This window comes from Streptomyces sp. NPDC088745, from assembly GCF_044751045.1.
Lineage (GTDB): Bacteria > Actinomycetota > Actinomycetes > Streptomycetales > Streptomycetaceae > Streptomyces > Streptomyces cremeus.
Window position 1 is genome coordinate 199189 of the sequence record NZ_JBIVLB010000004.1, and the last position, 22156, is coordinate 221344.

18 protein-coding genes and 2 pseudogenes are annotated in these 22156 nt (G+C 72.4%); 17 read left to right on the forward strand and 3 right to left on the reverse strand.

Going from position 1 to position 22156, the window contains the following annotated elements; genetic code table 11:
• Window positions 1-314 precede the first annotated feature (314 nt).
• Window positions 315-1123, forward strand: a protein-coding gene (locus tag ACIP93_RS13755; RefSeq protein ID WP_401758230.1) for an IS5 family transposase whose coding sequence is annotated in 2 segments (ribosomal slippage) — window positions 315-663 and window positions 663-1123 — 810 coding nt in all. Because the reading frame shifts where the segments join, the coding sequence is not laid out codon by codon here.
• Between the two features lie 169 nt (window positions 1124-1292).
• A pseudogene (locus ACIP93_RS13760) lies at window positions 1293-1454 on the forward strand (Appr-1-p processing protein); the annotation flags it as partial.
• Between the two features lie 527 nt (window positions 1455-1981).
• On the opposite strand, the gene ACIP93_RS13765 reads toward ACIP93_RS13760, so the two are convergent.
• Both ACIP93_RS13765 and ACIP93_RS13770 read right to left on the reverse strand, forming a co-directional pair.
• Window positions 1982-2644: a response regulator gene (locus ACIP93_RS13765; protein WP_401758233.1), complete on the reverse strand. Its 663-nt coding sequence runs from the start codon at window positions 2642-2644 to the stop codon at window positions 1982-1984.
• Window positions 2632-3888, reverse strand: coding sequence for a sensor histidine kinase (locus ACIP93_RS13770; protein ID WP_401758236.1), 1257 nt, complete (start codon window positions 3886-3888; stop codon window positions 2632-2634). The genes ACIP93_RS13765 and ACIP93_RS13770 overlap by 13 nt, the downstream gene beginning before the upstream one ends.
• Before the next feature lie 845 nt (window positions 3889-4733).
• Here ACIP93_RS13770 and ACIP93_RS13775 point away from each other — a divergent pair.
• The 11 genes from ACIP93_RS13775 to ACIP93_RS13825 all read left to right on the forward strand — a co-directional run bounded on the left by ACIP93_RS13775 (window position 4734) and on the right by ACIP93_RS13825 (window position 15367).
• On the forward strand, window positions 4734-6053 hold the full coding sequence (locus ACIP93_RS13775; protein WP_401758239.1) for a hypothetical protein: 1320 nt from the start codon (window positions 4734-4736) through the stop codon (window positions 6051-6053).
• Window positions 6050-6661, forward strand: a complete 612-nt coding sequence (locus tag ACIP93_RS13780; protein ID WP_401758241.1) for an FkbM family methyltransferase — start codon at window positions 6050-6052, stop codon at window positions 6659-6661. The genes ACIP93_RS13775 and ACIP93_RS13780 overlap by 4 nt, the downstream gene beginning before the upstream one ends.
• Window positions 6662-6754: 93 nt before the next feature.
• Window positions 6755-7966, forward strand: a complete 1212-nt coding sequence (locus ACIP93_RS13785) for a glycosyltransferase family 4 protein (RefSeq protein ID WP_401758244.1) — start codon at window positions 6755-6757, stop codon at window positions 7964-7966.
• Window positions 7967-8482: 516 nt separating this feature from the next.
• A complete protein-coding gene (locus ACIP93_RS13790; protein ID WP_020133169.1) occupies window positions 8483-8686 on the forward strand; it encodes a cold-shock protein in 204 nt (67 codons plus the stop codon).
• Window positions 8687-8948: 262 nt separating this feature from the next.
• Window positions 8949-10439: a DEAD/DEAH box helicase gene (locus ACIP93_RS13795; protein WP_401758248.1), complete on the forward strand. Its 1491-nt coding sequence runs from the start codon at window positions 8949-8951 to the stop codon at window positions 10437-10439.
• Window positions 10440-10537: 98 nt separating this feature from the next.
• Window positions 10538-10855 (forward strand): SCO5918 family protein, encoded by a 318-nt coding sequence (locus ACIP93_RS13800; protein ID WP_345217522.1) that lies wholly within the window; start codon window positions 10538-10540, stop codon window positions 10853-10855.
• Window positions 10856-11079: 224 nt separating this feature from the next.
• Entirely contained in the window at window positions 11080-12426 is a 1347-nt protein-coding gene (locus ACIP93_RS13805) for a carbohydrate-binding protein (protein WP_401758251.1), read from the forward strand.
• A gap of 215 nt (window positions 12427-12641) precedes the next feature.
• Entirely contained in the window at window positions 12642-13028 is a 387-nt protein-coding gene (locus ACIP93_RS13810) for a cell division protein SepF (protein ID WP_345217526.1), read from the forward strand.
• Window positions 13029-13084: 56 nt separating this feature from the next.
• Window positions 13085-14251, forward strand: a complete 1167-nt coding sequence (locus tag ACIP93_RS13815; protein ID WP_401758255.1) for an AAA family ATPase — start codon at window positions 13085-13087, stop codon at window positions 14249-14251.
• A gap of 110 nt (window positions 14252-14361) precedes the next feature.
• Window positions 14362-14697: a nucleotide pyrophosphohydrolase gene (locus ACIP93_RS13820; protein ID WP_345219022.1), complete on the forward strand. Its 336-nt coding sequence runs from the start codon at window positions 14362-14364 to the stop codon at window positions 14695-14697.
• Between the two features lie 133 nt (window positions 14698-14830).
• Window positions 14831-15367, forward strand: a complete 537-nt coding sequence (locus ACIP93_RS13825; protein ID WP_345217530.1) for a DUF6099 family protein — start codon at window positions 14831-14833, stop codon at window positions 15365-15367.
• Between the two features lie 155 nt (window positions 15368-15522).
• Here the strand turns inward: ACIP93_RS13825 and ACIP93_RS13830 are convergent.
• Window positions 15523-15705, reverse strand: a pseudogene (locus tag ACIP93_RS13830) (hypothetical protein); the annotation flags it as partial.
• A gap of 246 nt (window positions 15706-15951) precedes the next feature.
• On the opposite strand from ACIP93_RS13830, the gene ACIP93_RS13835 reads away from it, so the two are divergent.
• From ACIP93_RS13835 to ACIP93_RS13850, 4 genes are all read left to right on the forward strand, one after another.
• Window positions 15952-16875, forward strand: coding sequence for an LLM class F420-dependent oxidoreductase (locus ACIP93_RS13835; RefSeq protein WP_401758259.1), 924 nt, complete (start codon window positions 15952-15954; stop codon window positions 16873-16875).
• A gap of 91 nt (window positions 16876-16966) precedes the next feature.
• Window positions 16967-17875, forward strand: coding sequence for a homocysteine S-methyltransferase (mmuM, locus tag ACIP93_RS13840; protein ID WP_401758262.1), 909 nt, complete (start codon window positions 16967-16969; stop codon window positions 17873-17875).
• A 121-nt stretch (window positions 17876-17996) separates the two neighbouring features.
• Window positions 17997-19502, forward strand: coding sequence for a 3' terminal RNA ribose 2'-O-methyltransferase Hen1 (locus ACIP93_RS13845; protein ID WP_401758264.1), 1506 nt, complete (start codon window positions 17997-17999; stop codon window positions 19500-19502).
• A complete protein-coding gene (locus ACIP93_RS13850) occupies window positions 19499-22060 on the forward strand; it encodes a polynucleotide kinase-phosphatase (RefSeq protein ID WP_401758267.1) in 2562 nt (853 codons plus the stop codon). Before ACIP93_RS13845 ends, ACIP93_RS13850 begins: the two co-directional genes overlap by 4 nt.
• Window positions 22061-22156 lie beyond the last annotated feature (96 nt).

Sequence of the window (22156 nt, forward strand, 5' to 3'; positions counted from 1 at the left end):
GCCTGCATGGGGCGTCCCAAACGATCGACACTGATAAGGATCAATGCTTCGCTCGTGTGAGCGCCGAAGCCTGAACCTGACCACGAGGACAGTGTCTGGTGCATTTCTTACTGGGATCATTGGGCGTCCGCCGTGACGCTCGTTTAACGCTCTTCGCACCTGGTGGCCCCAAGGCGGAGACGAGGGACGAGCCTGACCTGCTGTTTTGTTGTCTGGGTGGCTTGCTCGACCTGTTTCCCTCCATGCGGCGGTCGAAGTGTTCAGTTCGATCTTTAAAGATCATCTCATTTGGCTTGGCCGGTATTCTGTGGGTCATGGTGGGGATCGTTGAGCGGTTGGTGCCGGACGAGTTGTGGGACTTGTTCCAGAGGGTGGTGCCGGAGGCGCCGTCGCGGCCGCAGGGTGGTGGTCGGCGGCGGCACGGCGACCGGGAAGTGCTGGCCGCGATCGTCTTCGTGGCGACGTCGGGTTGTACCTGGCAGCAGCTGCCTTCCGCGTCGTTCGGCCCATCAGGAGCAACTGCCCACCGGCGGTTCTCGGAGTGGTCGAAGGCCCGGGTGTGGGCCAAGCTCCACCGCCTGGTCCTCGACGAACTCGGTGCCCGTGGCGGGCTGGACTGGTCGCGGTGCGCGATCGACTCGGTGAACATGCGGGCCCTGAAAAGGGGGGCCTGACGGGTCCGAATCCTGTCGACCGGGGCAAGTACGGCTCGAAGATCCACCTGATCACGGAACGCTCCGGTCTGCCCGTCTCCGTCGGCATTTCCGGGGCCAATCTGCACGACAGCCAAGCCCTGGTCCCCCTCGTGAAGGGCATCCCACCGATCCGATCACGCCGCGGCCCACGGCGCCGCAAGCCCGCAAAGCTCCACGCCGACAAGGGCTATGACTACGCCCACCTGCGGCGATGGTTACGCGAACGCGGCATCACCCACCGCATCGCCCGCAAGGGAGTCGAGTCCTCACCACGCCTGGGCCGCCACCGCTGGACCATCGAACGCACCATGGCCTGGCTCGCCGGCTGCCGCCGCCTCCACCGCCGCTACGAACGCAAAGCCGCCTACTTCCTCGCCTTCACCAGCATCGCCTGCACCCTCATCTGCTACCGCAGACTCACCAAATGAGATGTCTTCTAAGGACTCGGCACCTCATGATCTCCCGGAAGCCGTGCCTGTTCGAGTTCACTCCGTCCGGCGAACACGCGAGCCGCACCAGTTGTCTGGACCAGCGTCCACCCGGACAGGTCCTCGGATCGACTTCGCTCTGCTTGGCGGACACCCGTCGTGCCGCCGACTTGCTGCGGTCGCCGACCGTGCGCTGCACTTTTGGGCCTTGGTGCACATGCCGCGAATCGGTTGCGGTCTTGCCGGTGACCGGTGGGAACGGGCCGAGCCGTTCATCATGGAGCAGTTGACCCGACGCGGGGTGCCCGACACCGTCTACGACTTGACCTGACGTCGGCCGACAATTCCTGACGCTCCACACGCGGTGCTGGCGCCGGGTACGTGACAGTCCGAGGCCCTGCGGCGACCGCTGCTCACGTCACCACCGCAGGCACGGCCGCCGAAGCGCGACGCGCGGTGACGGCCTGTCAGGTCAGACCCCTTCGGTTGCCGGAACTGCGCAGCCTCGCCAATTGGCACACTCCAGCACGCGGGCCACGACAATATCGCCGCCGGGCTCCGCCAACGAGACGTCTGCGTTCGGCGGTTGCGCCGCGAAGGGTGATCTCCTTTGCGGCTGGCTGCTGTTGAGGACGAAGCAGAGGCATACGGGCGGCGTGCAGTCGAAGCGGGGGACCCTGATCCAGGAGTGCTTCGTTTAGCCCTGTGCGGGGATGGCGAAATGGGGCGGCGGGGAACTGCACGCAGCTTCTGTTCCGTCCCGCAGATCATGAACCTGTCGGGGCGACCGTGCGAGGGGGCCGATCCACCGCTGCGAAACCGACCCCCGAAGCGCTCCCCACCGACACCGGGCGCGGATCAGGCGGACTCGCCCCGCAGGTGCGCGAGCACGGCGAGTACCCGGCGGTTGCCCTCCGTCGGGTCGAGGTCCAGTTTCATGAAGATGTTGCTGGAGTGTTTGACCACCGAGGCCTCGGTGACGGAGAGGCGGCCGGCGATGGACTGGTTGTTGAGGCCCTCCGCCATCAGTCCCAGCACCTCCCGCTCCCGGGGGGTGAGCCGGCGCAGCGGCTTGTCCGCGGTCTGCTGGACCAGCAGCACCCGCACCACCTCGGGGTCGATCACGGTCTGCCCTCCGGCCACGCGGCTCAGGGTGTTCAGGAACTCCGAGACCTCCCCGACCCGGTCCTTGAGCAGATAGCCGAGCCCCGCCGTGCCCGGACCGCCACCGCTCAGCAGTTGGGTGGCGTAGGCGGTGGCGACGTACTGGGAGAGGACCAGGACGGGCAACTGCGGGTCGGCGGCCCGGAGTTCGAGAGCCGCCTTGAGGCCCTCGTCCCGGAAGCCGGGCGGCATCCGGACATCGGTGATCACGATGTCCGGGCGCTTCTCGGCCACCGCACGGGCCAGTTCCTGCGCGTCACCGACCGCGGCGGCCACTTCGTGGCCGCCGCGGGAGAGCAGTTCGACGAGTCCTGCACGGAGCAGTACGGCGTCCTCGGCAAGGACTACGCGGAGCACGGGACCTCCACTCTGAGTCGGGTCGGGCCGCCGGCGGGGCTGGACACCACCAGTCGGCCCTTGAGGACGGCCATGCGGTCCGCGAGCCCGGACAGACCGGTTCCGCCGGAAGGATCGGCTCCGCCACGGCCGTTGTCGGTGATCAACAGAATAAGGCGGTCGCTCCGGAACCTTCCCACGATGGAGACCTCGGTGGCGCCACTGTGCTTGTTCACGTTGGTGAGGGCCTCGGTGACGGTGAAGTACGCCATCGTCTCCACCGGCCCCGGCAGCCGGCCGGGCAGGTCGATGTCGACGGTGACCGGGACCGGATTGCGCAGGGCGACCTCCGCGACCGCGGCGGCCAGCCCGTGGTCGGTCAGGACCTGGGGGTGGATGCCGCGCACCAGGTCGCGCAGTTGGTCGAGCGCGCGGCGGGCCTCTCCCCGCCCCCGGGTCACCAGTTCGGCCGCGCCGGGGGTGCCGTTGTTGAGTTCCATCTCGGCGAGGCCCAAGGTCATGGTGAGCGCGACCAGTTGCTGCTGGGCGCCGTCGTGCAGATCGCGTTCGATACGGCGCCGCTCGGCCTCGAAGGCGTCGGCGAGCCGCACCCGGGAGCGGGTGAGCTCGATGACCCGGTCGGTGGCCTGGTCGTCGCGCGGTGCCAGCAGGAACCACGCGGTCTTCACCTGGGCGCCGGCCAGCAGCCCCGCCAGGTACGCGGAGAGAGCGAGCCCGAGGACGCCCAGCAGGCTGAACGGCAGCGCCGACAGCGGATCGGCGATCGCCCGCCCCGGGATGATCATGACCGTTTCGTTCCCGTTGGCCCACACGATGAAGGGGGTCGCCGTCACGATGCCGGAGAACATCAGCAGGACGATCGCGCCCAGGCCGGCACCGGTGAAGACCAGCGAGAGCAGCGCGGTGTACCCCAGTTCGCGCCAGGTGGCCCGCTCCCGCAGCCGGCCTCGCAGCCAGCTCTTGAGTCCGGCCCCGGTCGGCGGGCCGTGCGGGTCGGGCAGCGGCGCGGGCTCGATCACGCGCAGCCGTCGCCGCTCCACGGCGGCCACCGGAAGCCCGATCAGTACCACCGCGGTCAGCAGCACGAGCCCCACTCCGACCACCGAGAGCACCACCCCCAGCGCGACCAGTACGGCCAGACTCACCGTGACGGCCAGCCCGAACAGGGCACCGCTCAGCAGATAGGCCCAACTGCGCAGCGGCCAAACGGATATGAGGAATCCCAGCGGACGCTGCCGCATCATCTCCCACACCGCGACGGCGGGCCCGCTCCGGTCATCGGCAGGTGCCGGCGTCCGGGCCGTTCCCGCTGCCTGGCCGTGTTCCCCCGGGAGCGGAACCGGAGTCGGGGCAGCGGGCGTAAGGGAAGCCGCGGATGGCTCCGGGGGAGCGGGCCGCTCCGAGGCCGTGGACGGCATGTCCGCGATGGTGCCCGGCGGTCCGTGCCGTCCGGGCGCCCTGTCTTCCCCGTCCGGCTGCGCTGACATGTTTCGTTCCTCCTCGGGGCCGGGAACGGCCTGCTTCCCGGTGCCTCAACGGTGCGATCCGCGCCCAACCCTAGTTGCGCGATTCACGCCTGTCGGTAGGGAAAACCCACCCATGAGGCTCCCCTCAGGCCTACTGCCCGCCCGGCACGCCGAGTCCGGGTTGTTCGGCGAGTACGGACCCGAAGGGGTGCCCCGCAACGCCTTCCACGGGGACCGGCGCGTCCTCGTCGCCATGTCCGACCTGCACGTCAACACGGACCTCGGGCGACCGGCCGGTCCGGGCGCCGGCGAACGGCAGCGGGCCGTCGGGCCGCCGCGCGGGGAGACGTTGGTGGGGGAAACCCGACCGGCAAGTCTCGACCTGCCTGTCATGACCGCGCCCCTCTGCGGAGGGTGGAATCGACCGTGTGCTGATGCGACGAGCAGCGACCCAGCCCTTTTCCCCGACAGCCTCTCGACCCTCCCGGCCCGAAGCGACCCGGACCACGCGACCGGCCTCGACCTCCCTCTCCCGACCGGCCCCGGCCTCCCGTCCTGCGGCCGGATCACCGCATGACCTGCCCCGGGCGCAGCGGCTGCTGCGCCGGGCGGGTCGGCGGTGGGTGCGCTCCGCACTGTGGCTGGCGGCGGCGCTCTGGGCGGTGTCGTTCCCGCTGTTCTCGACCCTGCACACCCACCAGGTCTGGGGGACGAGCGCGGCGGCCGGGTACCTGGTCGCCGCACTCGTCGCGGCCGTCGCGGACGGTCGCCGCGGTCGCCTGTTCCCGGTGATGTCAGCCCTGGCCGGGGCGGTTCTCGTGCCCCTGCTGCTGCTGGTCCTGGCGGGCTGGGCACAGAGCGAGGTCGAGGTCATCGAGCGGTCGGGAGCCCTCCTCGTCCAGCAGGCCGGCCCGTACCTGACAGACCCCCGGGCGGTCACTGACTACACCCCCTATCTGCCCGCCATGGCGCTGCTGGGGCTGCCCCGGGCGCTGCTGGGCGACGGGGGCTGGGCCCTGCGCCTGCTCGGCGACGCCCGGATCTGGTGTGCGGCGGTCGCGCTGCTCTGCCTATGGGCCGGCAGCCGGGTGCTGCGCCGTCCCACCGGTGCCGCCCACGTGTCTGCCGCCCATACGTCTGCTGCCCACGTATCTGCCGTCGCCCGGCGCCAGGCACCCGGCACCGGTCCGGCGGTGCTCCTCGCCTCGCCGCTCGTCGCGCTGCCGCTCTGCGTGAGCGGGGTGGACCTGCCGCTGATCGGACTGTGCGGTCTCGGTCTCGCGCTGGCCACCCGCGACAGGCCCGTGGCGGCGGGTCTGGTGCTGGCCGCGGCGTGCGCCATGAAGTGGACCGCGTGGCCCGCCGCCGTGGTCGCGGCGGCACTGGTGGCGGGCGTCCACGGCGCCCGCCCGGCCTTGCGCTGCGCGGGGGCCGCCCTGGTCGCCACACTCGCCCTGGTACTGCCGAGCGCGCTCCTGGCACCGGGCCCGATGGCCGAACAGGTGCTGGCCTTCCCGGCCGGAAGGGGCGCGGTGGCCACCCCGGCCGCCAGCCCGTTGCCGGGGCACCTCCTGGCCGAGCTGGGTCCGTGGGGCTGGTACACGGCGGTCGGCCTGTTGCTCTGCGGGGGACTCGCGGTCGCGGTCTCGCTGGTGGTGCGCCCGCCCATCACCCTGGTGGCCGCCGTTGACCGGCTCGCCCTCGGCCTCTCGCTGGCCTTCCTGCTCGCTCCCGCGGGCAGGTTCGGCTACTTCGCCCTGCCGTTCGTCCTGGTGCTCTGGGCGCGGCTCGCCGACGGGAACCGGAGCGGCCCCGCAGCGGCCCCGGCACCCGCCGGACCCCGGCCCGAACCCCGTACGACGGGCGTCCGACGCCGCGTTCCCCACCCGACCACCGTCCCGCGACGCCCCTCCGCGGTGCCGGGCCCCGAGGGGGTCCGATGAAGGGGAGCAACCCGCGGACGACCCGGCGCGCCCGCGGCAGGGCCGCCGCACCGCAAGGGGCCGCACCACGCCTGGACTTCGTGGAGGACGAGGTGGCCGGGCTCGCGGGGTTCGTCGGACCCGGCGACGTATGTCCGGACACCGGTGCCGAACACGGCCTGCACACCTGGGCGTTGTCCGCCCTGGCCGGGCCGTACGAGCAGGGATGCGGTGTCGAGCCGCTGCCCGGGCCCGCACGCCGGCTCCGGCACACCGCCCGCACCCTGGGCCGCGCCGACGTGGCGGTGCACCGCACCGCGCTCGGCCCCCGGACAGGACACGGCACGCCGAGCCCGCCCCGGCGCCACGGCATCCCCGTGCACGGGCGCGCCCACCTCACCGAAGGCGCGGCGGGCCCCGGACCCAACGCCGAGTTCCGTACGTCGAGGCCGGTCCGCACCACCGTGCGCACCCCGGACCAACTGGTCGCCCGAGCGGGCCTGGAGAAGTACGGCAGCAGACCCTCGAATGTCGCACGCCAACTCGGCTACCACGCATACCACTTGCACGGCTGGAGCAGGGTGCCGGACGTCGTCGACGACTGCCGCAACCACCTCTTCACCGCCTGAGAAACCCCAGAGACGCCCCCTGAGACACCCCACGGGAGACATCGTCCCGCCCGACCTCCCGGACCGCCTCCCGACGAAAGCAGCGACGTCACCATGAGCACCACACTGATCATCACCAATGACTTCCCGCCCCGGCAGGGCGGGATCGAGACCTTCGTGCACGCCATGGCGACCCGGGTGCCGGGCAACGACGTCGTCGTCTACACCTCGTCCGAACAGGGCGACGCCGCGTACGACGCGACCCTCCCCTTCCCGGTGATCCGCGACCCGCGCCACACCCTGCTCCCCACCGCCCGGGTCACCCGCCGGGCCGTCCGCATCGCGCGCGAACACGGCTGCGACCGGGTCTGGTTCGGTGCCGCCGCGCCGCTCGCCGCCATGGCGCCCGCGTTGCGGCGCGGCGGAATACGGCGCATCGTCGCCACCACCCACGGCCATGAGATCTGGTGGGCCCGGCTGCCCGGAGCCCGTCAGGTCCTGCGCAGAATCGGCGAAAGCGTCGACGTGGTGACGTACCTCGGCGACTACACCCGCGCACGGATCGCCCCGGCCCTGGGCCCCCGGGCCGAGCTGAGCCGGCTGGTGCCGGGCGTGGACACCGAGGTCTTCCGCCCCGACGCCGTCGACAGCGGCGACGGCGACGTCCTCGACCGGCACGGACTGGGCGGGAAGAAGGTCATCGTGTGCGTCTCCCGGCTGGTGACCCGCAAGGGACAGGACACCCTGATCCGGGCCCTGCCGCTGATCCGACGGGCGGTCCCCGACGCGGCCCTGCTGATCGTGGGCAGGGGGCCTGCCGAGAGGCGGCTGCGCGCACTGGCCCGCAAGCACGCCCCGGACGCCGTGGCCTTCGCAGGCGGACTCACCCATGCCGAGACCGCGCGGTACTACGCCGCGGCCGACGTCTTCGCGATGCCGTGCCGCACCCGCAGGGCCGGCCTGGAGGCGGAAGGGCTGGGCATCGTCTTCCTGGAAGCGGCGGCCAGCCGACTGCCGGTGGTCGCCGGGAACTCCGGCGGCGCACCCGACGCCGTGCTCGACGGCGAGTGCGGCACGGTGGTCGACGGCCGCGACGTGCGCGAGGTCGCCGAGGCCGTCGCCCTGATCCTGCGCTCACCCGACCGGGCGGCGATGGGCGCCGCCGGACGGCGGTGGGTGGAGAAGGCCTGGTCCTGGGACGCGTCGGCCCGGAAACTGACGGAGCTGCTCACCCCCGCCCGGACGGCCGCACCGCTCCCGGAGGGCCTGCCCGCTCCTCGACGCACCGCCGGGGGAACCGCGCGGTTACGGTCACCCCGTCGCTGAGCAGGACCTTCCTCCGGACTCGGCCACGCCGTTCTTCGCCGGAGCCCTCGACCCGGCCGCTTTGCGGATGTCCTTCGGCGGGCACCGGAAGGCGGAGACCGAGGAGGGCGTACGCCGACTCGCCGAGGTGCTGGCGCAACTCGGGAGGGGTCGGGTCCGGGCACCCGACCGCGCCCGGGGCGCCCGGGTTCCGGGCGTGCGGCGGGGTGCGCCGCCACACCTGACGTGCCCGGTAATTATTTTCTGTTCCCGCCGCGAGAGAGTTTGGCGAACCGTCCGGGGAGAATTTCCACCGGAAAACGCGCGTCGAATTGCGCGGCCCGACACCGGGTGCCATGCCGTGCTACTGTCATTCTCAGTTGCAGTTGTGGTTCCCAAAACGTCAAGTTCCCTCCGGCCGGTTCCGGCCGGATGCGGACTTGCTGTACTTCCGGTCATTTCCGGGCGGGGCATCATCGCGGCGACACGGAATGCGCACGGTGCGCATTCCGTCGTACTGCCCCAAAGGAGATTGACATGGCTGCTGGTACCGTGAAGTGGTTCAACGCGGAAAAGGGCTTCGGCTTCATCGAGCAGGACGGCGGCGGCCCCGACGTCTTCGCCCACTACTCGAACATCGCCGCCCAGGGCTTCCGCGAGCTCCAGGAGGGCCAGAAGGTCACCTTCGACATCGCGCAGGGCCAGAAGGGCCCGACGGCCGAGAACATCGTTCCCGCCTGACGCTGACGCGTTTTTCCCAGCTGGGGCCCGCATCCTTCGGGGTGCGGGCCCCAGCTGTATGCGTATCCGGAGCATCTCCGCCGTGCCGCGTCCGGGTTTCAGGACTGCGCACCGCCGGCGTCCCCTATTTTTCCGTGTCCGTGGCCGGGTGGAACGACACCGGCCGGATTCACGTTTTTCCCACGGTCCATACTTGTAATTCCCCGAGCGGCACTCTGCTGCGGGAATTCCTTGATATGCGCCGCATCAAGGAAGGTTCCGCATGAACCGCACACGTACGAGCCGTGCCCGCACCAACGACCGATTCGCCCCGGCCGGGCGCAGCGGTGGCAACCGCTTCGGCGCGCAGGCCCCGCGCCGCTCCGCAGGACCGGCCCGTTCCGGCGGGTACGGGCGTCGGCCCGCCGCGGTGCAGGGGGAGTTCGCGCTCCCGGAGACGATCACCCCCGCGCTGCCCGCCGTCGAGAGCTTCGCCGCGCTCGACATGCCCGAGCAACTGCTGGCCGAGCTCGGCAGGCAGGGGGTGGCGGTGCCGTTCCCGATCCAGGGCGCGACGCTGCCGAACTCCCTGGCGGGCCGGGACGTCCTGGGACGCGGGCGCACCGGCTCCGGCAAGACCCTCGCCTTCGGGCTCGCCCTGCTCGCCCGCACCGCCGGACGGCGGGCCGAGCCCCGCCAGCCGCTGGGGCTGATCCTCGTACCCACGCGGGAGCTGGCACAGCAGGTCACCGACGCGCTCGTGCCGTACGCCAGGGCTGTGAAGCTGCGCCTCGCCACGGTGGTGGGCGGCATGTCGATCGGCAAGCAGGCCGGGGCGCTGCGCGGCGGCGCCGAGATCGTCGTCGCGACCCCGGGCCGGCTGAAGGACCTCATCGACCGGGGCGACTGCCGGCTGAACCAGGTGGACGTCTGCGTACTGGACGAGGCCGACCAGATGGCCGACATGGGCTTCATGCCGCAGGTCACCGCCCTGCTCGACCAGGTGCGTCCGGAGGGGCAGCGGATGCTGTTCTCCGCCACGCTCGACCGCAACGTCGACCTGCTGGTGCGCCGCTACCTGACCGATCCCGTCGTGCACTCGGTCGACCCGTCGGCCGGGGCCGTCACGACGATGGAGCACCACGTGCTGCACGTCCACGGCGCCGACAAGCACGCCGCCACGACCGAGATCGCGGCCCGCGACGGCCGGGTGCTCATGTTCCTGGACACCAAGCACGCGGTCGACCGGCTCACCCAGAATCTGCTCGACAGCGGGGTGCGCGCGGCGGCCCTGCACGGCGGCAAGTCACAGCCGCAACGCACCCGCACCCTCGCCCAGTTCAAGACGGGGCACATCAGCGTGCTGGTGGCGACCAACGTCGCGGCGCGCGGCATCCACGTCGACAACCTCGACCTCGTCGTCAACGTCGACCCGCCCACCGACCACAAGGACTACCTGCACCGCGGCGGCCGCACCGCCCGCGCGGGAGAGTCCGGCCGTGTCGTCACCCTCGTCACCCCGGGGCAGCGCCGCGGCATGGACCGCCTCATGGCGGACGCCGGAATCCGGCCGCAGACCACCCAGGTCCGCTCGGGCGACGCGGCACTGAACCGGATCACCGGGGCCCAGGCGCCGTCCGGCGTGCCGGTCGTCATCACCGCCCCGGAGGCCGAGCGGCCGCGGCGCGGCACCGCGGCGCGGGGCCGCCGCCGGCCCTCGTCGACGACACGGCGCGCACCCGAGAGCCGCCCCGTGTCCGGCGCGGCGGCCTAGTACCCCCTGCGGATCCCGGCCCGCCGGCCCCGCCCCGCAGATCCCGGCCCGGCACTCCCGGACCGGACCCGCTCGCTCCCCTCTTCCTGTGAGGTCCCATGCGCTGCGTCATCGCCCGTTTCCCCTTCGAGCTCACCAAGAGCGGCGTGCTGGAGACGATGAAGGGCGTCAAGCCCGAACCGGCCACCGGCGAATCGGTGATCATCGGCCGCCGCCACTACCCGGCCAAGCAGGTCGGCCAGGTCGTCACCCGTCAGGACCGCCGCGACTTCACCGCCGCCGAAGTCCTGCGGGCCATGGCCCATCTCGGCTTCACCTGCCGCACCGCTCCGGTGGCCGTGCCCGAACGCGCCCTCGGCCCGGTCCAGTCCTTCGAGCGGGCTTCCGCGATGCTCGGCACCCCCGTTCCCGTCTGAGGCCGGACAAGTACCGGCAGTCGGCTCCGCAGCCCCCGCACGCCCGACGGCGTGCGGGGGCTGCGTACGTCCGACGGCTCTGACGCACGCCGGCGGGCCCGGGGCCCGGCACATGGCGCGTTCCCGCCCCATAACATCGACCGAGGGGGTAACTGGCAGCTCCCGCCCGCCAGTTGTCCAGACCTATGGTCTCCGTACCCACCTGAGACCGAGGAGACCCCCCCATGCTCCACAGACACGCCAAGGCGGCCTGTGCCGCCTTCGCCGCGGTCGGTGCGCTCGTACTGGCCGGACTGCCGGGTTCCGCGAACGCCGCTCCCCCCACGGCGGCGGACACCGCGGGCATCGGCCAGGCGTCCCCCGATCTGCTGCGTGCCATGCAGCGCGACCTCGGCGTCACCGCCGGACAGGCCACGGCGCGGCTCGCCAACGAGGCCGAGGCCGGCGCCGTCGCGGGCCGGCTGCAGAACGCGCTCGGCCGGGACTTCGCCGGCGCCTGGGTGCAGGGCGCCGACTCCCGGACGCTGACCGTCGCCACCGCCGACGCCGCCGACGTCACCGCCATCAGGGCCCAGGGCGCCCGCGCCCTCGTCGTACCGCACACCCTGAAGCAGCTCGACGCCGCCCTCGCGAAGATCGACAAGGTTGCCGCCGGGAAGGCCGCGACGGCCGTGCCCGTACGCTTCGTCGACGTCCGGGCGAACAAGGTGACGCTCCAGGCGGTGCGGCAGAGCGACGCGAAGGCCCTGGTGGCCGCCGCGGGCGTGGACGCGTCCGCCGTACGGATCGAGAAGTCCGCACAACAGCCGCGCCCGCTGTACGACATACGCGGCGGCGACGCGTACTACATGAACGGCAGCGGCCGCTGCTCCGTCGGTTTCGCCATCACCCGGGGCACGCAGCAGGGCTTCGCCACGGCCGGCCACTGCGGCCGCGCCGGAACCACCACCACCGGCTTCAACCGGGTCGCCCAGGGCTCCTTCCAGGCGTCCACCTTCCCCGGCCGCGACACCGCGTGGGTCGCCACCAACGCCAACTGGACCGCGACGCCCAACGTCGCGGGCAGCAGCGTGCAGGTGGCCGGCTCCACGCAGGCCGCCGTGGGGGCCTCCGTCTGCCGCTCGGGCTCCACCACCGGCTGGCACTGCGGCACCATCCAGCAGCACAACACCAGCGTCACCTACCCCGAGGGCACCATCACCGGGGTGACGCGCACGTCGGTGTGCGCCGAGCCCGGCGACTCCGGCGGCTCCTTCATCTCCGGCAGCCAGGCGCAGGGCGTCACCTCCGGCGGCTCCGGCAACTGCCGCAGCGGCGGCACCACCTTCTACCAGCCGATCAACCCGCTGCTCCAGGGGTACGGCCTGACCCTCAAGACCACCACGGACCCCGGTCCGGGTCCCGGCCCCGGCCCGGGTGAGCCTCCGGGCGGGACCTGGGCCGCGGGCACCGTCTACGCCACCGGCGCCCAGGTGACGTACGGCGGAGCCACCTACCGCTGCCTCCAGGGGCACCAGGCGCAGTCGGGATGGGAGCCCCCGAACGCGCCGGCCCTGTGGGAGCGGGCATGACCGCCTCGCCCACGTAGACGTGCGGACGCGTAGACGTACAGAGGCGTGAGACCAGTGGTCCGGCACCGAGCGTCACGGTGCCGGACCGCTGTGCTGTCGTGCTCCCCCGGAAATGTGCGACCGATCCCGTTCCGTGCCGTGTCGCTGGTAGGCCGTACGGGTGAGGGGGGTCAGAATTGCCGGATGCAGATTCAGCGCGCGGGTGGGGTGGTCCGGTGAGCAGGTATGACGTCACCGACGAGCAGTGGGAAGGGCTCGCCCAGGTCGTGCCGCTGCGCAGCCGCAACGAATGGCCGTCCAGAACCGACCACCGCGCGGTGCCGCAGGGGTACGAGGCCGAGCAGCGGCGCATGGTCGTGCTGCGGGTGCAGGTGTTCTCGGACGCCCGGGAGGTCGCCGAGTACCTGATCGCCCAGATTCCGGTACTCCTCGACCTGACCAGCGCGGAGAGCGACGTGGCCAAGCGGATCCTGGACTTCAGCAGCGGCGTGGTCTTCGGGCTCGGCAGCGGCATGCACCGGGTGGACCGCAACGTCTTCCTGCTCGCCCCCGTCGGCATGGAGGTCGAGGGCGTCGAGGCGGCCGCTGTCCCCCGTTCGTAGGAAGACCGGACAGGCGTAACGGTTCGTCACCGATGCGGATGCATAGCGTCCGCATCATGACTGCGCCTTCGCCCTTACGCCCACCCGCCCCCGTCCCCGCCCCCGTCCGCCCGCACCGCCCCACGGTCACCGAACTCAGGCTCTCCGCCTTCGGCCCGCACCGCGGCGCGGTCTTCCCGCTCGGCCCGCTGACCTTCTTCGCGGGACCGAGCGGCAGCGGCAAGACGACCGTCCTGGACATGTACGACGCGCTGGCCCGGCTGGGCGCGGGCGACGTCCTCGACGAGGTCTTCCCCGACCCGTCCCACCGCGTACCGGAGAGCGCCGTGGCCGACGGACAGGGGCGGCGCGGCTTCCGGATCGGCTGCACCGTCGACGGCCCGGCCGGACCCGTACGGCTCGATCTCGCCGTCCAGGCGGAGCCGGAACTGCGCATCGTCAGCGAACGTCTGACGTGCGACGGACGGGACCTCCTGACGACCGTGCTGCGCGATCCGCGCCGGCGCACGGTCCAGGCGGGCTGGTACACGGGGGGCGCGGTGTCGGTGACGCGGGCACCGCTGCCCGACGACCGGCTGGCGACGGCACTGCTGCCGCTGCGGGTGGCCGGACGCACCGGGGGCGAGCGGCAGGTGCTGGCCGCCGCCGAGCAGGTGCTCGTGGCACTGCGCTCGGTGTACGTGTGCGATCCGCAGCCCCGGCGGATGCGGGCGCCGGTACCGGTGGAGGAGGCTCTGCTGCGCCGCGGCTGCGACAACCTAGCGGCCGTGCTGCGCCGTACCGGCCAGGAGTGCGCGATCCGGTACGGGGCGCTCGTCGCGGCGGCCAGGGAGGGGTGCGCGGGCCCGGTGGTGGGGCTGACGACGGAGGAACTGGCGGGGCGGACGGTGCGCGCGGTGCTCGACCGGGGCGAGGGCGGGGTGACGCCCGTCGGCAGGCTCGGCGACGGCGAGCTGCGGTACCTGGCGTTCGCCCTCGTGCTGCTGACCGGGCCCCAGGTGCTGGACATGGCGCAGGTGGTCGAGGTGCCGGACGCGTTCCAGGCACTCGCGGTGCTGGCCGACGGATTCGACCGGGGGCTGGACGCGCGGCAGGCGCGGGCGTTGGGGGAGCTGGCCGGGCGGATGTGCGCGCGGGGGCACATCGGACTCGTCGGCACGGTGGCCGACGGTGGGGTGGTACGCGGGGTGGACGGGGCGGTGGTGGTAGACCTGGGGGCGTGAACGACGAGGTGCGGACGGTGGCGGGTGTGGACGGCGCGGCGGCCGAGGGGAGCGGGGCGGATGTGAGCGGTACGGGGACGGGCGGCGGCGCCGACGGGGCGGTGCTCGATGTGGCCGCGTTGCAGCGGCGGCTCGTCGCGTTCGCCGCGGCCCGGGACTGGGGGCCCTACCACACGCCCAAGAACCTGGCCGCCGCGCTGAGCGTCGAGGCGTCGGAACTCGTCGAGATCTTCCAGTGGTTGACGCCCGAGCAGTCCGCCCGCGTGATGGAGCAGCCGGAATCCGCGCACCGCGTCGCCGACGAGGTCGCGGACGTGCTGGCCTATCTGCTGCAGTTCTGCGAGGTGCTGGGGATCGACCCGCTGGCGGCGCTCGCCGCCAAGATCGAGCGCAACGAGGCACGATTTCCCGCTCCGGAAACCGATGTTCGTCACTCTTCGGAGTGATGATGATGTCCACAATCCTCGGAGTGTCCACAGATTTCCGCATAGCTCTGGCGTTCCGGGCTCTTTCCCCTCACGCTGGGTAGTGAACAGAGGAGCGGGTGGCGGAGCAGCGGGACGGTAACGGGGGTGGCTGATGGACGCGGTGAGACTCGTCAGGGTCAGCAGACACGCACTGGCGCAGAGCCGGACGGCGCTGGAGATCCTGACGGAGGCGTGGCAGACACAGGCGCTGACCCAGGCGATCGGCGGGATGCTGGCCGTGAAGGGGCCGTGGGAGCTCCGGGGTGAGGCGCGGGGTCTCAGCGAGGCGGGCGGGCGGGGCTGCGGGCCGATCGACTGGCCGGCGTTGAGCGCCGCTGCGGCGGAGCGGTCCGGCTCGACCGGCGGACAACCTCCCGATCCCGGGCCCCGGGCCGCGCGTCTGACGGAAGTGCCCGATGCGCGGGGCGCGTTGGAGGAACTGGGCGGCCTGCTGGGCGAGGTGGGGATCGCGTTGGTCGGGGTCGCCTGCGCCGCCGACGAGGGCGGGTTCTACTGGCAGACGATAGAGGCGATCGATGCCGCCGACGAGTCGAACGACCGGGTGCGCGGACTGCTCCGCCGGCTCACGGTGTGGGAGCACGGCAGGCTGCAGGGCGCGGCCCATGACTCGGCGGCGGGACCGTCATGACCCCGGTCCGGTCAGCGGGACCGGCCGGGGCCACCGGAGCGGGACTCGCCGTGGGGGTCCTCGTGGTGGTGGCCCTCGTCATGGCGGTTCGTGCGGTGGCGGCCGGGTTCGTGCTCCTCCCGGCGGCTGTCCACGGACGACGCGGTGGCCGCGCCGGCCGGCGGGCGGTCCCCGGTGCCCTGCAGATCGGCGTCGAGCTGCGAGAGATCGGCGGTGAGCGCCGCCATCAGTTCCTCCATCTGCTGCAACAGGCCCTTGGGGGCGGCCTGTCGGCCCGGTACGGACTGCGGTACCGGATGCGCGGACGCGGCCCGTTCGGGCACGGCTTCCTGGGACATGACGGCCTCCTCGGCCCAGGCCCTCCCGCCGGGAGAGGGCGGTGTCGCTGTCAACGCCCCGGCAGCGGTCGTCGGCGCGCGGGCCGGGCTGTCCGGCTCCGCCCCGGCAAACGAGTGCTGGGACCGCCGGTCACTGACACGACAGTGCGAGGACCCGCACGAGGACGAGTTTTCACCCGACCGGGCAGACGGGGGACACCCGGGGCCGACGGGGTTGACGTCAGTTCGAAGGTGCAGGATGAAGTCATGGATCTCCGCATCTTCACCGAGCCCCAGCAGGGGGCGAGCTACGAGAAACTGCTGACGGTCGCCAAGGCCACCGAGGACCTCGGGTTCGACGCCTTCTTCCGCTCCGACCACTATCTGGCCATGGGTTCCGCCGACGGCCTCCCCGGACCCACGGACGCCTGGATCACCCTGGCCGGGCTGGCCCGCGAGACCAGCCGGATCCGGCTCGGGACGCTCATGACCGCGGGCACGTTCCGGCTCCCGGGAGTGCTGGCGATCCAGGTCGCGCAGGTCGACCAGATGTCGGGCGGACGCGTCGAACTGGGCCTGGGCGCCGGGTGGTTCGAGGAGGAGCACAAGGCGTACGGCATTCCCTTCCCCAAGGAGAAGTTCGGCAGGCTGGAGGAGCAACTGGCCATCGTGACGGGGCTGTGGCAGACGGAGCCCGGCAGGACGTTCACCTATGACGGCACGTACTACCGGCTCACCGACTCGCCCGCGCTTCCCAAGCCGGCCCAGGCCAAGGTGCCGGTGCTGATCGGGGGGCACGGGGCGGTGCGGACGCCGCGGCTGGCCGCGCGGTACGCCGACGAGTTCAACATCCCGTTCGCCTCGCTCGACGACACCGCCCGGCAGTTCGGCCGGGTCAGGGCGGCGGCGGAGGAGGCCGGACGGAAGTCGGGCGACCTGGTGTACTCCAACGCGCTGGTGGCGTGCGTGGGCAGGGACGACGCGCAGGTGGCACGCCGGGCGGCGGCCATCGGACGGGAGGTGGAGGAACTCAAGGCCAACGGACTCGCGGGCTCGCCCGCCGAGGTGGTGGACCGGATCGGCCGGTTCGCGGAGGTCGGCTCGTCACGGGTGTACCTCCAGATGCTGGACCTGGACGACCTCGACCACCTGGATCTGATCTCCTCGCAGGTGCTGTCCCAGTTGAACTGACGGGCACCGTCCCGTCCGGGCCCGGCAGGCACCGGCCCGTCCGGCCCGGCAGGTGCCGCCCCAGTCCGCCGTTCCCCGTCCAGGAGTCACCGTGAAGCCCACCCGCACGCTCGCCGCCGCGCTCGCCGACGAGACCCTCGTCCTCGACGGCGGGCTCTCCAACCAGTTGGAGGCGCAGGGCTGCGACCTCTCCGACGCGCTCTGGTCGGCCCGGCTGCTCGCGGACGCCCCCGAGCAGATCGAGGCGGCGCACGCGGCGTACGTGCGGGCGGGGGCCCGGGTGCTGATCACCTCCAGCTACCAGGCGACCTACGAGGGCTTCGCCCGGCGGAACGTCGGCCGGGACGAGGCGTCGGAGCTGCTGCGGCGCAGCGTGGCGCTGGCCCGTGCGGCGGCGCAGGGCGCGGAGCACCCGGTGTGGGTGGCGGCGTCGGTCGGACCATACGGGGCGATGCTCGCCGACGGCAGCGAGTACCGGGGACGGTACGGGCTGTCCGTGGAGGAGCTGGAGCGGTTCCACCGGCCGCGGATCGAGGCGCTGGCCCAGGCGGGGCCCGACGTCCTGGCTCTGGAGACCGTGCCGGACGCCGACGAGGCGGAGGCCCTGCTGCGCGCGGCGGAAGGGTGCGGGGTGCCGGTCTGGCTGACGTACAGCATCGCAGGGGACCGGACACGTGCCGGGCAGCCGCTGGGGGAGGCCTTCGCCCTGGCGGCGGGGAACGACCAGGTGGTCGCGGTCGGCGTGAACTGCTGCGAGCCGGGCGACGTGGAGCGGGCGGTGCGGAGCGCCGCCCGGGAGACCGGCAAGCCGGTCGTGGCCTACCCCAACAGCGGTGAGCGGTGGGACGCGGCCGGGCGCGGCTGGCGGGGCGACGGCACCTTCGACCCCGGCCGGGTACGGAGCTGGCAGGACGCCGGGGCACGTCTGGTCGGCGGGTGCTGCCGGGTCGGACCGCAGCAGATCGCCGGGCTGGCGGCGGGGGTGGGCACGCGGGACTGAGCGGGGGAAGGGACCGAGCGGGAGAGCAGGGCCGGGCCCTGCGGGAGCGGGTCCGTGGAGCTGCGCCGCGGACGCGTAAAACCCGTGGTCGAAGCGGGTGAACCGGGCAATACTCGAGCGTGTGTTCATGACGATCAGCACCACCGGAACCCCGGAACGCCCCGCGACCGACCTCGGTTTTCTGCTGCACAAGCACCCCGACCGGAAGCAGTCGTTCCGCACCGCTCACGGTACGGCGCACGTCCTCTACCCCGAGGCGAGCGCCGAGCGCTGCACGGCCGCGCTGCTCCTGGAGGTCGATCCGGTGGCGCTGGTCCGGCGCGGCAAGGGCAAGGGCCGCGGCGGCTCACCGGACCTGGCGCTCGCGCAGTACGTCAACGACCGCCCCTACGCCGCGTCGTCGCTGCTCGCGGTGGCATTGAGCGGCGTCTTCAAGAGCGCCCTGCACGGGGTGTGCACCGCCCGCCCCGAGCGTGCCGAGCAGCCGATGCCGCTGCGCGTCGAGGTGCCCGCGCTGCCCGCGCGCGGCGGTGCGGAACTGGTGCGCAAGCTGTTCGCGCCGCTGGGCTGGAGCACCGTCGATGCGGTGCCCGTGCCGCTGGACGCACAGTTCCCGGAATGGGGCGACTCCCGCTACGTACGGCTGACGCTGGAGGGGGAGCTGCGGCTCGCCGACGCGCTGCGGCACCTGTACGTACTGCTGCCGGTGCTCGACGACTCCAAGCACTACTGGGTCTCGCCCGACGAGGTCGACAAGCTGCTGCGCGCCGGTGAGGGCTGGCTGGCGGCGCACCCCGAGCAGAAGCTGATCACCACCCGCTACCTGTCGCGTCGTTGGGGACTCACCCAGCAGGCCACGCGGCGGCTGGAACTGGCGAGGCTCGCGGACGCCGACGACATCGCGGTCGAGGAGATCGACAACGCGGTGGCGGAGGAGACCGGGCCCGCCGACGCCGACGAACGCCCGACGCCGCTCGCCGAGCAGCGCCGCGAGGCGATCCTCGGCGCACTGCGGGCGGCCGGGGCCGGTCGGGTGCTCGATCTCGGGTGTGGACAGGGCCAGTTGGTGCAGGCACTGCTCAAGGACGTGCGGTTCACCGAGATCGTCGGCGTCGACGTGTCGGTGCGCGCGCTCGCCATCGCCTCCCGGCGGCTCAAGCTGGACCGGATGGGCGAGCGGCAGGCCCAGCGCGTCTCGCTGCTGCAGGGCTCGCTGACGTACACCGACAAGCGGCTGGCCGGGTACGACGCCGCCGTGCTCAGTGAGGTCGTCGAGCACCTCGACCTGCCGCGGCTGCCCGCGCTGGAGTACGCGGTGTTCGGGTCCGCACGCCCGCGCACCGTCGTCGTGACGACGCCGAACGTGGAGTACAACGTCCGCTGGGAGACCCTGCCGGCCGGACAGGTGCGGCACGGCGACCACCGCTTCGAGTGGACGCGGGAGCAGTTCCGCGCCTGGGCGCACCGGGTCGCCGAGCGGCACGGGTACGGGGTGGCGTTCCTGCCCGTCGGGCCGGACGACCCGGAGGTGGGGCCGCCCACGCAGATGGCCGTCTTCACGACGGTCGCACCGGACGGCAAGGACAGGAGCAGCGTGGAGAACGCGAAGGAGGCGAAGGCCGCATGAGCACCACCGTCGAAGCAGCACCGGGCACCGCACCGCGCAGGCTCCCGGTCACCGACCTGTCCCTCGTCGTACTGATCGGAGCCACCGGTTCCGGGAAGTCGACCTTCGCGCGCAAGCACTTCAAACCCACCGAGATCATCTCCTCGGACTTCTGCCGCGGCCTGGTCGCCGACGACGAGAACGACCAGAGCGCCAGCCGCGACGCCTTCGACGTGCTGCACTACATCGCGGGCAAGCGCCTGGCGGCCGGACGGCTGACCGTCGTCGACGCCACCAGCGTGCAGTCCGAGAGCCGCAAGCAGCTCGTGCAGCTCGCCCGGCAGCACGACGTCCTGCCGATCGCCATCGTCCTCGACCTGCCCGAAGAGATCTGCGCCGCCCGCAACGCCGAACGCCCCGACCGGGCCGGCATGCCCCGCCACGTCATCCGGCGCCACCAGCGCGAACTGCGCCGCTCGCTGCGCGGGCTGGAGCGCGAGGGCTTCCGCAAGGTGCACGTCCTGCGCGGCGTCGCGGAGGTCGACGCCGCCGAGATCGTCCTGGAGAAGCGCTACAACGACCTCACGCACCTCACCGGCCCCTTCGACATCATCGGTGACATCCACGGCTGCCGCTCCGAACTGGAGACCCTGCTGGCGAAGCTGGGGTACGAGGACGGAACGCACCCCGAAGGGCGCACCGCCGTCTTCGTCGGCGACCTCGTCGACCGGGGCCCGGACAGCCCCGGCGTACTGCGCCGCGTCATGGGGATGGTGGCTTCCGGAAACGCGCTGTGCGTTCCCGGGAACCACGAGAACAAGCTCGGCCGTTGGCTCAGGGGAAGGAACGTCCAGCACACCCACGGACTCGCCGAAACCGTCGAACAGCTGGAGAAGGAGGACGACAGCTTCAAGGAAGAGGTCAGGGCCTTCATCGACGGCCTCGTCAGCCACTACGTCCTCGACGGCGGCGACCTCGTCGTCTGCCACGCCGGACTGCCCGAGAAGTATCACGGGCGCACCTCCGGACGGGTGCGCTCCCACGCGCTGTACGGGGACACCACCGGCGAGACCGACGAGTTCGGGCTGCCGGTGCGCTACCCGTGGGCCGAGGACTACCGGGGCCGCGCCGCCGTCGTGTACGGGCACACGCCCGTCCCCGACACCTCCTGGATCAACAACACCATCTGCCTGGACACCGGCGCGGTGTTCGGCGGCAGGATGACCGCGCTGCGCTGGCCCGAGCGCGAACTCGTCGACGTACCCGCCGAGAAGGTCTGGTACGAGCCGGTCAAGCCGCTGCTCACCGAGGCGCCCGGCGGACACAGCGGGCGCCCGCTCGACCTCGCCGACGTCGCCGGACGGCGGGTCGTGGAGACCCGCGAGCTCGCCCGGGTCGCGGTCCGTGAGGAGAACGCGGCGGCGGCGCTCGAAGTCATGAGCCGCTTCGCCGTCGACCCGCAACTGCTGCTCCACCTGCCGCCGACGATGGCCCCCACCGGCACGTCCCGGGTGGACGGCTACCTGGAGCACCCCGCCGAGGCGTTCGCGCAGTACCGGGCGGACGGCGTCGCGAAGGTCGTGTGCGAGGAGAAGCACATGGGGTCGCGGGCCGTGGTCCTGGTGTGCCGCGACGCGGACGTGGCGCGGGCCCGGTTCGGCGTGGACGGCCCCACGGGAGTCGTGCACACCCGGACCGGCCGGCCGTTCTTCGACGACGAGTCCGTGGGTGAACTCGTGCTCGCCCGGCTGCGGACCGCCGTGGGGGAAGCGGGCCTGTGGGAGGAGCTCGACACCGACTGGCTGCTGCTCGACGCCGAGCTGATGCCATGGTCGCTGAAGGCGTCCGGGCTGCTGCGCCAGCAGTACGCCGCCGTCGGCGCGGCGGCCGGCGCGGTGTTCCCCGGGGCGGTCGCCGCCCTGGAGGCCGCGGCGGCGCGCGGTGTCGAGGGGGCGGACGAATTGCTGGTCAAGCAGCGGGAACGGGCCGCCGACGCGAGCCTGTTCACCGAGGCCTACCGGCGGTACTGCTGGCCGACGCAGGGGCTGGAGGGGGTACGGCTCGCTCCGTTCCAGGTGCTCGCCGTGCAGGGGCGGTCCCTGGCGGGGGAGCCGCACGACCGCCAGCTGGCCTGGCTGGACCGGCTGGTGGAGCACGACCCGTCCGGGCTGCTGCACACCACCCGGCGCCTGGTCGTCGAGACCGGCGACGAGGCGTCCGTGCAGGCCGGCACCGACTGGTGGCTGGAGATGACCGGGCGCGGCGGCGAGGGCATGGTCGTCAAGCCGCTCGACGCACTGGTGAGGGACGGCAAGGGACGGCTCGTGCAGCCGGGCGTCAAGGTGCGCGGACGCGAGTACCTGCGGATCATCTACGGTCCCGAGTACACGCGGCCCGAACAGCTCGCCAAGCTGCGGGAACGGTTCCTCGGGCACAAGCGGTCGCTGGCGCTGCGCGAGTACGCGCTCGGCCTCGAAGCGCTGGCGAGGCTGGCCGACGGCGAACCGCTCCGGCGGGTCCACGAGGCGGTGTTCGCGGTGCTGGCGCTGGAGTCGGAGCCGGTCGACCCGAGGCTCTGAGCCGGGACCGCCGCGCTCGTGAAAGGCTCCCCCTCGAAGGGCTCCCACCTGCGGAAACAGGCCGTGGTCGGGGCGTTGTCAGTGCTGCCTCGTAAG

Bases quoted from the DNA above. Each gene is read 5' to 3' on its own strand.
- ACIP93_RS13770 (WP_401758236.1), bottom strand. From the start codon at position 3,888: ATGATGCGGCAGCGTCCGCTGGGATTCCTCATATCCGTTTGGCCGCTG.
- ACIP93_RS13780 (WP_401758241.1), top strand. From the start codon at position 6,050: ATGAAGGGGAGCAACCCGCGGACGACCCGGCGCGCCCGCGGCAGGGCC.
- ACIP93_RS13785 (WP_401758244.1), top strand. From the start codon at position 6,755: ATGAGCACCACACTGATCATCACCAATGACTTCCCGCCCCGGCAGGGC.
- ACIP93_RS13790 (WP_020133169.1), top strand. From the start codon at position 8,483: ATGGCTGCTGGTACCGTGAAGTGGTTCAACGCGGAAAAGGGCTTCGGC.
- ACIP93_RS13795 (WP_401758248.1), top strand. From the start codon at position 8,949: ATGAACCGCACACGTACGAGCCGTGCCCGCACCAACGACCGATTCGCC.
- ACIP93_RS13800 (WP_345217522.1), top strand. From the start codon at position 10,538: ATGCGCTGCGTCATCGCCCGTTTCCCCTTCGAGCTCACCAAGAGCGGC.
- ACIP93_RS13805 (WP_401758251.1), top strand. From the start codon at position 11,080: ATGCTCCACAGACACGCCAAGGCGGCCTGTGCCGCCTTCGCCGCGGTC.
- ACIP93_RS13815 (WP_401758255.1), top strand. From the start codon at position 13,085: ATGACTGCGCCTTCGCCCTTACGCCCACCCGCCCCCGTCCCCGCCCCC.
- ACIP93_RS13825 (WP_345217530.1), top strand. From the start codon at position 14,831: ATGGACGCGGTGAGACTCGTCAGGGTCAGCAGACACGCACTGGCGCAG.
- ACIP93_RS13835 (WP_401758259.1), top strand. From the start codon at position 15,952: ATGGATCTCCGCATCTTCACCGAGCCCCAGCAGGGGGCGAGCTACGAG.
- ACIP93_RS13850 (WP_401758267.1), top strand. From the start codon at position 19,499: ATGAGCACCACCGTCGAAGCAGCACCGGGCACCGCACCGCGCAGGCTC.